We start from the raw sequence: 9969 nt of genomic DNA on the forward strand, positions 1-9969 counted from the left end.
GGGTGCTCACCAGCCGCAGCGAATATCGCCTGATCCTGCGGGGTGACAACGCCGACCGCCGCTTGACGCCGTTGGGCCGTGAGCTGGGCCTGATCGACGACCGCCGCTGGCAGCTGTTCGAGGACAAGCTCCAGGCGATGGAGGGCGAAAAGCAGCGGCTGGAAACCGTGCGGCTCAAGGTGAGCGATCCGGTGGCCCCGGCGGTGGAAGAGGAAACCGGTGCAGCGATCAAAGGCTCGATCACCCTGGCTGACCTGCTGCGCCGGCCCGGCATGCACGCCGCCGATCTGGTGCGCCATGGCTTGGCCGATGCCGATCTGCCCCTGCCCGTGCGGGAGGGTGCCGAGATCGACATCAAGTACAGCGGTTACCTGCAACGCCAGCAGCAGCAGATCGATCAGGTGAAACGTCAGAGCCAGCGCAAGCTTCCGGCCGATCTCAACTACGCCGGCATCGGTACCCTCTCCAATGAAGCCCGCGAAAAACTCATGGCAATTCAACCCAGCACCCTGGGGCAAGCCAGCCGCATCCCCGGCGTCAGCAAGGCCGACATCACCGCCCTGTTGATGTGGCTGGAACTGCAGCAAAGGGAACGCCAACCCCTCGCCCCAACCGCAGAAGCTCGATAGCGTTGGAATCCTGAAACCTCTGCAGTGTCAGCCCGGGTTCCCACCTCATGTGCCTACTGGAACTTCCGGGCCGAGCAGGTGATGGACAACGTGTTCGACCGTGAGATGGTCACCGCCACAACCCAGCCGAAGGTGGTGCCAGTGGATGTGGATGTGCACGAACCAACAACCACAGCAACCGAGCGCCGCTCCACCTCCACCTGGCTGCTGCCGCTGATCAGTGGCATCGCCGTTGCCGGGGTAGTCTGCAGCGCTTGGCTGGTGAGTAGCTTGCAGTACTCCCGCCTGGAGCTGGAACGGCAGCAGAGCGCCGCCCTGATCGAGCAGGTGGCTGCCCAGGACACCCGCGCAGAAGAGACAGCAACGCCCGAGAACGCGTCGCTAGCCATCCAAAGCCTTGAACCGCTCACCCTGCCGATCCAACAGCCCTTGACGGTTGAACCCCTGGGCAGCGATCAGGCATTGGCGCCGATGGGACCCATCCCCCAATTCACCGGTGTGGTGAAGGGCCCCGGTGACAGCAGTTCGGCCATTTTTCAACTGGGACAGGGATCGGTGTCCGCCGGCATCGGTGAAGCGATCGGCAGCAGTGGCTGGGTGCTCAGCGCCGTCACCAACAGCGGTGCCGTGATCAGCCGCAACGGCCAACGCCAAACCCTCTCGGTAGGAGGACTGTTCTGAACCCCGCCCCCCGTCTTCAGCTATCACCGCACCAGCTCTGGCAAGCCCCCACCGATGCCGTACTTTCAGCGGAGGGGCCACGTCAACTACCCGGCCCCTGGCGGCTGATGCTGCTGGGCGATGGCAGCCCGACCCGCCACCTGCGTCTGCTCACCGGTTCCCCCGTTGCCGTGGATCTAATCGCCATGGAGGCCGACCAGACCGACCAGCCCGGGGCACCGGAGGAGGTGAAGGAATTGATGGCACCGCTGCTGCGCCGCCAGGTGTGGCTCACCTGCGGCGGCACCCCGCTGGCCTGGGCCGAGAGCTGGTGGAACCAAGCCGAAGCTGATTGGCACCTACGGGACCGCAACCAACCGATCTGGAAAAGCCTCACCGAAGGGCGTTCCGAGCTGTTTCGCGAAGTGGATGGCTTGGCGCTGGTGGAGGGGGATTGGCTGGACCAAACCTTTGGCCATCGCGGCCCCTACTGGAGCCGCCATTACCGCTTCTTCCGCCAAGGCAAGGCCCTCACCGTGATTCGCGAAGTGTTCAGCCCGCAACTCGAAACCTGGCTCGGGCCCACGCTGCGCCAGGAGTTTCAACAAAATTCATGAACAAACCTGCGGGTTTGTTGGGATTTGCTCTTGACAACTTGCCATTGGTTGTGCTTTCGGGAAGATATGTGCACTTCGGTTCACCGTGTCATGGCTGCCACCACCTCCTGGCTCAGCCTCACCGACCTCGGCCGGATCTACGGCATTTCAGCGATTCACTGCGGCAAGACCCTCGAACATCAAGGCTGGCGTGACCGTCGCGGTCGCCCCACCCAAAGCGCCCTCGACGCCAATGCCGCCATGCAGACCGGCCCCCATGGCCAGGGACGCACCGTGCTCTGGAACCGCACGGTCTGCAGCCAGCTGCTGGAACAACAGGGCTATGAGCCGATGAGCCGCAGCCTGCAAGTGGAGCAGTGGACCCAACTGCTGGAAGCCCTGCAAGTGGGATCCCCATCGATCACCGCCACAGCAGACCAGATGGCGGAAGAGATGCCCGGAGAGCTGCTCGAGGATGTGAACCACCAACTGGCTGCACGGGGCTGTCGCTACCGGGTCAGCCCACGCTCATTGCACCCCAGCCGTTAGTCGGCCCGGCGGCGGCTGGAGCGTGGCAAGGCCCTACGGGAGCCGCCGGGATTGGGCGCAGCTTCGGTCTCCGGACGGGCTGCGGGCTGGGCCGAGCGTGACCAGCGCTGCACCCGGAAGCTGTCGTCCTCCGGCCACTCCCCCTGGTCTGCATTGAACTCGTGGGCCACAGGCGGCGTTGATGGTGGCGCTGGAGCCTGAGCTGCTGTTCCGCGGCGGCTCCGGCGGGAGATCGCATCAAGCGGGCGCCGGGCGGAACGCATGGAGCGCACGGGCACCGGGCGGCCACGGCCAGCGTCTTGCCAGTCGTCGTCCTCTTCCAGCAGCAACTCAACTTTTTCGCCGACCCAACGGCCCACCGAATCGAGATCTAAACCGGAGCGCCGCACTCCGGGCCGTTGCCCTGGTCGCCGGCCGGAGACTCCATCCACGAGCTGACGGCCGGTTTCCAAGAACTGGTCGAGACGGCGATCCCGATGATCACGAAACCGGTCCAACCGATCAAAGCGCTCCTCCATTCCCTGACGTTACCGACGACGGCGGCGCAACCACTGTTCCCGCCGCAATCCCAGCAACACAATCACCACACCGCCGCACTCCAGGGTCAGCCAGAACACTTCCATCTAGCCCTCCGCCTCCACATAGCTGAGCACACAGCTGGCATCCCAGCGGTCGTGAAAATGCTCGATGCAACAGGCCCGGCAGGCGGCATTGCGTGTGCGCCTTCGGCAGGGGGTGCGACGGCCGCAACGGGGACAGACCGCCAGCCAGCGAGGCGGGCGGGGCGGCACCGGAAGCTGTGGCGGATGCTCACCTGAAACCGGCTCTGGGCCGCATTGATGGCGGCCATCCGGGCCCGGAACAGCGGCCCGTGGCTTTCGCGGCGACGCTGCACCAGATCAACCCAGGCATGGATCATCTCGTGGCAGAGCGTGCTTTCCGTGGCACTCTGCGGCAACGGCTCGAGCACCGGCCACGACAGCACGATCTCACTGCCGCGGCCCTCTCCCACCCAAGGGCCACGGCGGTAAAATCCAGCCGTGCAGCTCATCCGCCCATCGCTCCAGCGCACCGCCGTCAGAGGCTGCCCCCCATCCACCAAAGCACCGCCAAAATGCTCCCGGTTGAGACGGTGAAACAACGGCAGCAGGGGCTGCAAAGGCACAGAACGCGGAGGGGGGATCCGAATCAGCGCCATCCTGCCGTGGTCAGTCAGACTCGGCCCTGCTTTGAGAATTGGTGATGGAACTGGGACTGGTGCGTGACATCGGCAGCAAAGCTCTGTTGGCCGGGGGTCTCACCCTGCTGGGGTACTGGATCTACAACGCCGTGAAGTTGGTGCTCGACGCCCGCGGCATCAACCCCCTGATCAAGCAGTTCTTCACCCAAGTGGCTGCCGGCCGCATCGATGCCGCCTACCTGCTCACCACAAAGGCCTACCGCCAGCACGTGAGCCGCCAGCAGTTCATCCGCTTCCTGGCCGACCTCAAGCTGAACAAGTTCCGCAATCTCAAGTCCGGCCGCCCCCGCGTGCAGGAAGGCAACTTGATCCTCACCGTGAAGTTGAAATCTGAAGGAGACGAAGAGCTCCCTCTCGACTTCACCTTCACCAAGGTGGACGACAACTGGCGCATTGCCCGCATCAACCAGGTCAATGGCTGATCCGCACGAGCGGGCCGCGGAACTGCGGCAACTGCTCAACCGTGCCGGCCACACTTATTACGTTCTCGATGCTCCGGTGATGGAGGACGCGGTCTACGACCGCCTCTATCGCGAGCTGCTCGAGCTGGAACAGAACCATCCGGGCCTGCAACGGTCCGACAGCCCCACCCAGCGGGTGGGCGGAGCTCCGGCTGAAGGATTCACCAGCGTTGAGCACCGCGTGGGCATGCTCAGCCTCGACAACGCCTTCAACCGCGACGACCTGCAGGCCTGGCACGAGCGGCTGCTCAAGGTGCTGGACCGTCCCAAGGACACCCGCCTGCCCCTGGTGGGGGAACTGAAAATTGACGGCAACGCCCTCGCCCTGAGCTACCGCAACGGAGTGTTGGAGCGGGCCGCCACCCGAGGCGATGGCAGCCGCGGTGAAGAGATCACCGCCAACGTGCGCACGATCAGTTCCATTCCGCTGCGGCTGCAGATTGAGAACCCACCGGAATGGGTGGAAGTGCGAGGAGAGGCCTTCATCCCTGATGCCATCTTCGCGGCGATCAATGCCGAACGGGAGCAACGGGGCGAAGCGCTGTTCGCTAATCCCCGCAACGCCTGCGCCGGAACCCTGCGCCAACTGGATCCGAAAGTGGTGGCCGCCCGCCGGCTCGACTTCTTCGCCTACACCCTGCACCTGCCGGGTGACGCCCAACCCCCCGGCCAATGGGCGGCTCTGGAGTGGCTGAACACGGCCGGTTTCCGCGTGAACCCGAACCGGGAGCTCTGTGCCGACCTGGCCGCCATCCATCGCTTCTGCGACCACTGGGAGCAGGGTCGCCATGACCTCTCCTATGCCACCGACGGTGTGGTGGTGAAGCTGGACAACCTCCAGCTGCAGGACGAAGCCGGTTTCACCCAGAAGGCCCCGCGCTGGGCCATCGCCCTCAAGTATCCCGCCGAAGAAGCCCCCACCCGTCTGCTCCGCGTTGGTGCTCAGGTGGGCCGCACCGGTGCCATCACCCCCGTGGCCGAATTCGAAGCGGTAACCCTGGCCGGCACCAGCGTCAGCCGCGCCACGCTCCACAACGCCGATCGGATCGCTGAACTGGATCTGCATCTGGGCGACACCATCGTGGTGCGCAAAGCCGGGGAGATCATTCCCGAAGTGGTGCGGGTGCTGCCGGAGCTCCGGCCCAGCAACGCCACCCCGGTGCAGCTGCCGCAGCACTGCCCCGAATGCGGCTCCAACCTGGTGCGAGAGGGCGATGAAGCCGCCACACGCTGCGTGAACAGCAGCTGCCCGGCGATCCTGCGGGGTGGTCTGCGGCACTGGGTGAGCAAGGGCGCCCTGGATGTGGATGGGCTCGGCAGCAAGTTGATCGAACAGCTGGTGGACCGCGGCCTGGTGGGCTCGCTGGCTGATCTCTACCGCCTGGATGCAGCCCTGCTCGCCAGCCTTGACCGAATGGGCGACAAATCGGCCACCAACCTGGTGGAGACCCTGAAGGCCTCCAAACAGCAGCCCTGGCACCGCCAGCTTTACGGCCTGGGCATCCGCCACATCGGCGAGGTCAATGCCAAAGCGCTCGCCGTCAATTTCTTCAGCATCAACAGCCTCTCAGCAGCGGCACTGGAGGCCCCGGAGCAGATCGCCGAACTGCATGGCATCGGCCCCGAAATCAGCGCCAGCCTTGGCCAATGGCTGCGCACTCCCGCCAACCAACAGCTGCTGCAGGACTTGCGCAGCGTCGGCCTCTCCCTGGAAGCGAGTGCCTCCGAGCAGGAGACCGTAAACCAAACAGGAGCTGACGCCCACGGCATGCTGCAGGGCAAGACCCTGGTGCTCACGGGCACGCTCCCCAACCTGAGCCGCAGCGAGGTCAAAGCGCTGATCGAAGCGGCTGGCGGCAAGGTGAGCGGCAGCGTCAGCAAAAAAACCGACTACTTGGTGGCGGGCGAAGCTATCGGCAGCAAACTAACCAAAGCCGAGAGCCTCGGGGTGACGGTGCTCAGCGAAGCCGACCTCACCGCCATGCTGCAGCCATGAACCCATCCACCCCTGCCCTGCATCGCTGGATCAAGACCGACTGCGGACGGGCCAAGTTGGCTGACCTGCAGCAGCGCACTGGCCCGACCGACCGCGCGCGCCTGGCCTGGTTCATCCTGATCGCTGCCCTGCGGGACTGGCATCTGCCCAATCCCGATCAGAGCGACGTCTCCACATCCTGAAGCGCCCGGCGGACTGCTCGACTCACCAGCCAGACCACGGCCAACGTGGCGAGCACACCCACCACCCGTAGCACCCAGGCGCCGGCATCGGCCTCACCCCCCAGCACCTCACCAAAACGGGCCACATCACCAGCCAACGCCCCCAAACCGCAAAACAAAACGGTGCCAGGGATGATAGCGATCAAGCCGATGCTGTAATCCCGCAGGCTCACCTCACTGAGGCCGTAGGCCAGGTTGAGCAGCGAGAAGGGAAAAGCGGGCGAGAGGCGCGTCAGCAACACAAGCTTCAGGCCCTCCTTGCTGACGGCCCGCTCCACCGCCTGCAGCTTGGGGAGCTGCTTCGACCGGCGCCGGGCCCAGTCGCGCAGCACCGAACGACCCAGCAAGAACACCACCACCGCCCCAAGGCACGCCCCAACAAACACCAGGCCACTGGCAAGCCAGGTGCCATAGAGCACCCCAGCCAGCATCGACGCCCACACCCCCGGCAACAGCAACGTCACCCAGAGGGCATAGAGCGGGATGAACAGCAACGCCCCAGCGGGGGAGCGCAGCAGCTCCAACACATCCGGCAACCAGTGCTGAACCAAGGAGATCAAGCGGAATCACCCACGCATGGCGTGGAGCATTGCACTAACTGGATGCTGAGGTGTAGTAGCGCAGGGCAAAGAGCCAAAAGGCCCGCGCCGCTGCAAAGAACAGCATCGCCAGCCCCAGACCTGCAGCACCAATGTTGCTGCAGGTCTCCAAGCAGCACCTGGGCCGGAACCGTAGTGAGAAACGCCACCTGCAGCACCAGGGTGAACAACAAGCGCAAAGCTGGCGGATAGCGGATAGGCGTTGAGGGGATAACGGCCGGAGGCCAGCAGGGCCCGCAACACCTCGGTGGCATTCCCGGTTTTGACGAACCAGATGCTGGTAGCAGCGATTAGAAACCACAGCGAATAGAGGATCAAGCCACCGGCCAGAAGCATCACCAACACGGTGAACAGTCCAGACAGGCTGATCACCACACCGGCCTGATGGCTGCCCCAGGCCAAAAGCCCCAGCCCCAGAGCGATCTCCGGCAGGCCCGCCGGCGACAGCGTGCGCAACGACAACCAGAACTGGCTGTCGATCGGTTTGAGCAGCATGAAATCCCATGTGCCCTCGCGCACATGGGTGACGGTCGCCCCGAGGTTCGGGCGCAACCAGGTGGTGGCCATGCCGTCGAACACCGTGTAAAGCCCCTGCACCATCAGGGCCTGGGCCCAGCTCCAGCCCCCCAACGTCTGATCGGGGCCATAGAACAGCAAGAGCAGGAACAGGCTGCCGCTGAGGCTCATCGCCACCGCCAACAGCTCAATCAGCACATTGGCCTGATACTCCAGCTGCACTGCCACGGCCGTGCCCCATCAGGCCCCCATGGCGCTGTAGCGCCGCACGCCGGCCCGCCAGAGCAGCAGCACCAGCGGCAACAGCAGAGCGCTCCAAGCCAGTTGCGCCCCGAAGCCCGCCGACAGATCCACCGACTGGCCCGCCAGCACCCGGGGGCACAACGCCGTGTGTCGGCCATGAGTGGCCGGTGAGCAGCACCGTTGCCCCCATGCGGCGGTTGTACTCCGCCAAAAACTGGCGAACCCGAACCTGGGCATTCACATCCAGCCCCAGCGTCGGCTCATCCAAGAATAACACCTCCAGCTCGTGCAGCAGCACCGCCAACAGTTCGGCCTTCATCCGCTGGCCCAGGGAAAGCTTGCGCACCGGCCGGGTGAGTTCCTCCCCAAGCTCCAGTAGATCGGCCAGCTCGTTAATCCGCCGCCGGGCCACAGCATCGGGGATGCCGTAGACCGCCGCATTTACCCGCAGCGAATCCATCGGCGGCAGGTCCCAGAGCAGCTGCTGCTTCTGCCCTATCACCAGGATGATTCGGCGCAGGAACTCAGCCTGACAGCGCTGGGGTGGATCAAGCTGCAGAGCATCTTCAAGGTGGTGGTTTTACCGGCTCCGTTGGCGCCGAGAAAGCCACCATCTCGCCGGACTCGATTCGGAAGAAGACGTTCTGCACCGGGTTTACGTCCGGGATGAGGCGGCGGACGAAATGGCGCAGGGTGCCGGCCAGCCCGGGCTGCTTCTCGGCAACCCGATAGATCTTACTTAAGTCATTAACGGTGATCAACTAAGTGCTCAGCAATGATTCAAACCCCAGCTCAGACTAAAGGGAGCAACAAAAATCTAAAACAAACGCATCGCTAATAATTCCCGAGAGAATCATCAAGGAGACGCGCAGCCCGGCAACGGAACCCAACAATGGCAAAAGCAAGCGTTAGTGAAAGACTAAATACAGAATGGGTAACACCCATAGAGCCAAACCTCAGCAGACAGACGCCAAACGCAGAGAGTTAATTAATTAACAAACACGAATTCAGCGCCGACATGGCAATCAAAGAAAAGCGTCGACACCGCAAAGGAATAGCAAAGACAATCCTTATCGTCTTAATCGAATTAACAACAGGTTGCGGCCAGAATGATTTAGCGCGAAGAAAAACCAAAATCAAACCAACACAAAAGCAAAACGGTGACCTACAAAATTGCGCAGGAAGCAATTCACAACAAGCAACACAACGCACAGCATCCATTGCTCCACAATTCGCCACCTCAAGGATACAGGCAGATTACTGGCCTCTTCTTACTAAACTTGATAAGCGAACCAATATCTGCTTTAAACTCAAGCAACAATCAACAATTCCTTTGTTCGAGGAGCAATTAAAGACCAGACCAATCGATTACGCCTTCATGAATTCGTACCATCAAGTGATAATGAAGAGCATTTACCTACTAATCATAAGAGACGAACAAAGTCTGCTTAGAGGCATTATAGTTGCAAACAAAGAAAGCAATAAATCAAAACCTAACCTCACAATTTTGTGCGAGACAAAGGGATACCCCGACCCTGTACATCCATTCTCAGCACACAGCAAGCTCGCTCTAGAAGAAATTAAAAATATCCAAGGCACTTGGCTAGACATTGCAAGCGACCCCAAAATGAGCAATCTTTTCGATCAGATTCAGATCAAGAGACCTGTCAAAGCCGACTATGATCGAGATTATGCTCAACTCATAAATCTTGGTCTCGAAAAATATATACAAATGAGTAGAAATTTGAAAATTCAAATATTCATCAACAAAGCGCTGCGTATCTTTCGGCATAGCAGCATTCCACTGCGCTTATTGCCAGCTGTGGATTAATTGCTCTACTGGGCGCAGATCGATAAATCCTACACAACCCAAAAGAACAGAGCAGGATCAACCTTCAGAAAAAGTCAAAACAATTTCACTAGAGCCAAACGAAAACGTCTTAACATCTAATTACATAAATATTAACACTTTACTCCTAAGAATCCTTGAAAAGGATAAACACATTAGCTGCTTAATCGTCACAGGAAGTGATGGAAAAATCCATCTATGGCAGGCAAAAAAGAGCCGGGCTCTCCTGCTTATATTCAATATGCAGAACTATCAAAAGCATGCGAAATAAATCATAAAAATATCCACACAAAAAGCGTCAGCAAGAGAGATTTTTATGCGAGCAGTCCCATCCAAAATAGCAATTTAATCCTTGGCCGAATTACAGAACGCGCTAGCACCGATGAGAATGACCTAACTCTTATTCGCAC

10 protein-coding genes and 4 pseudogenes are annotated in these 9969 nt (G+C 61.1%); 9 read left to right on the forward strand and 5 right to left on the reverse strand.

What is annotated here, in order from left to right:
• From ACGVJ8_RS04270 to ACGVJ8_RS04285, 4 genes and pseudogenes are all read left to right on the forward strand, one after another.
• Window positions 1-629, forward strand: a pseudogene (locus tag ACGVJ8_RS04270) (tRNA uridine-5-carboxymethylaminomethyl(34) synthesis enzyme MnmG); the annotation flags it as partial.
• Window positions 630-653: 24 nt separating this feature from the next.
• Entirely contained in the window at window positions 654-1310 is a 657-nt protein-coding gene (locus tag ACGVJ8_RS04275) for a pilus assembly protein PilZ (protein ID WP_392345740.1), read from the forward strand.
• Window positions 1307-1906, forward strand: coding sequence for a chorismate lyase (locus tag ACGVJ8_RS04280; protein WP_392345757.1), 600 nt, complete (start codon window positions 1307-1309; stop codon window positions 1904-1906). Before ACGVJ8_RS04275 ends, ACGVJ8_RS04280 begins: the two co-directional genes overlap by 4 nt.
• A gap of 90 nt (window positions 1907-1996) precedes the next feature.
• Window positions 1997-2434, forward strand: a complete 438-nt coding sequence (locus ACGVJ8_RS04285) for a hypothetical protein (RefSeq protein WP_392345742.1) — start codon at window positions 1997-1999, stop codon at window positions 2432-2434.
• Here the strand turns inward: ACGVJ8_RS04285 and ACGVJ8_RS04290 are convergent.
• Together ACGVJ8_RS04290 and ACGVJ8_RS04295 are read right to left on the reverse strand one after the other, a co-directional pair.
• The gene (locus ACGVJ8_RS04290; protein WP_392345744.1) at window positions 2431-2952 is read right to left on the reverse strand and encodes a hypothetical protein; all 522 of its coding nucleotides are present in this window, start codon (window positions 2950-2952) and stop codon (window positions 2431-2433) included. The genes ACGVJ8_RS04285 and ACGVJ8_RS04290 overlap by 4 nt on opposite strands.
• Window positions 2953-3057: 105 nt before the next feature.
• Window positions 3058-3632, reverse strand: a pseudogene (locus ACGVJ8_RS04295) (SprT family zinc-dependent metalloprotease).
• Between the two features lie 44 nt (window positions 3633-3676).
• Between ACGVJ8_RS04295 and ACGVJ8_RS04300 the strand changes: the two are divergent.
• Genes ACGVJ8_RS04300 through ACGVJ8_RS04310 form a run of 3 tightly spaced genes read left to right on the forward strand, consistent with a single transcriptional unit; the run spans window position 3677 to window position 6313 of the window.
• Window positions 3677-4096, forward strand: a complete 420-nt coding sequence (locus ACGVJ8_RS04300) for a hypothetical protein (protein WP_392345746.1) — start codon at window positions 3677-3679, stop codon at window positions 4094-4096.
• Window positions 4089-6131: an NAD-dependent DNA ligase LigA gene (gene ligA / locus ACGVJ8_RS04305; RefSeq protein ID WP_392345748.1), complete on the forward strand. Its 2043-nt coding sequence runs from the start codon at window positions 4089-4091 to the stop codon at window positions 6129-6131. The genes ACGVJ8_RS04300 and ligA overlap by 8 nt, the downstream gene beginning before the upstream one ends.
• Window positions 6128-6313, forward strand: a complete 186-nt coding sequence (locus ACGVJ8_RS04310) for a hypothetical protein (protein ID WP_392345750.1) — start codon at window positions 6128-6130, stop codon at window positions 6311-6313. Before ligA ends, ACGVJ8_RS04310 begins: the two co-directional genes overlap by 4 nt.
• Here the strand turns inward: ACGVJ8_RS04310 and ACGVJ8_RS04315 are convergent.
• The 3 genes and pseudogenes from ACGVJ8_RS04315 to ACGVJ8_RS04325 form a co-directional block, all read right to left on the reverse strand.
• Window positions 6289-6912, reverse strand: a complete 624-nt coding sequence (locus tag ACGVJ8_RS04315; RefSeq protein ID WP_392345752.1) for a TVP38/TMEM64 family protein — start codon at window positions 6910-6912, stop codon at window positions 6289-6291. The two genes, ACGVJ8_RS04310 and ACGVJ8_RS04315, sit on opposite strands and share 25 nt — an antisense overlap.
• A 34-nt stretch (window positions 6913-6946) precedes the next feature.
• Window positions 6947-7695 (reverse strand): annotated as a pseudogene (locus ACGVJ8_RS04320) (ABC transporter permease).
• A 12-nt stretch (window positions 7696-7707) separates the two neighbouring features.
• Window positions 7708-8471, reverse strand: a pseudogene (locus ACGVJ8_RS04325) (ATP-binding cassette domain-containing protein).
• Window positions 8472-8728: 257 nt separating this feature from the next.
• On the opposite strand from ACGVJ8_RS04325, the gene ACGVJ8_RS04330 reads away from it, so the two are divergent.
• On the forward strand, window positions 8729-9541 hold the full coding sequence (locus tag ACGVJ8_RS04330) for a hypothetical protein (protein ID WP_392345753.1): 813 nt from the start codon (window positions 8729-8731) through the stop codon (window positions 9539-9541).
• Between the two features lie 216 nt (window positions 9542-9757).
• A partial coding sequence (locus tag ACGVJ8_RS04335; protein ID WP_392345755.1) for a hypothetical protein occupies window positions 9758-9969 on the forward strand: 212 nt, incomplete at its 3' end.

The organism is Parasynechococcus sp. (assembly GCF_042954245.1).
GTDB lineage: Bacteria > Cyanobacteriota > Cyanobacteriia > PCC-6307 > Cyanobiaceae > Parasynechococcus.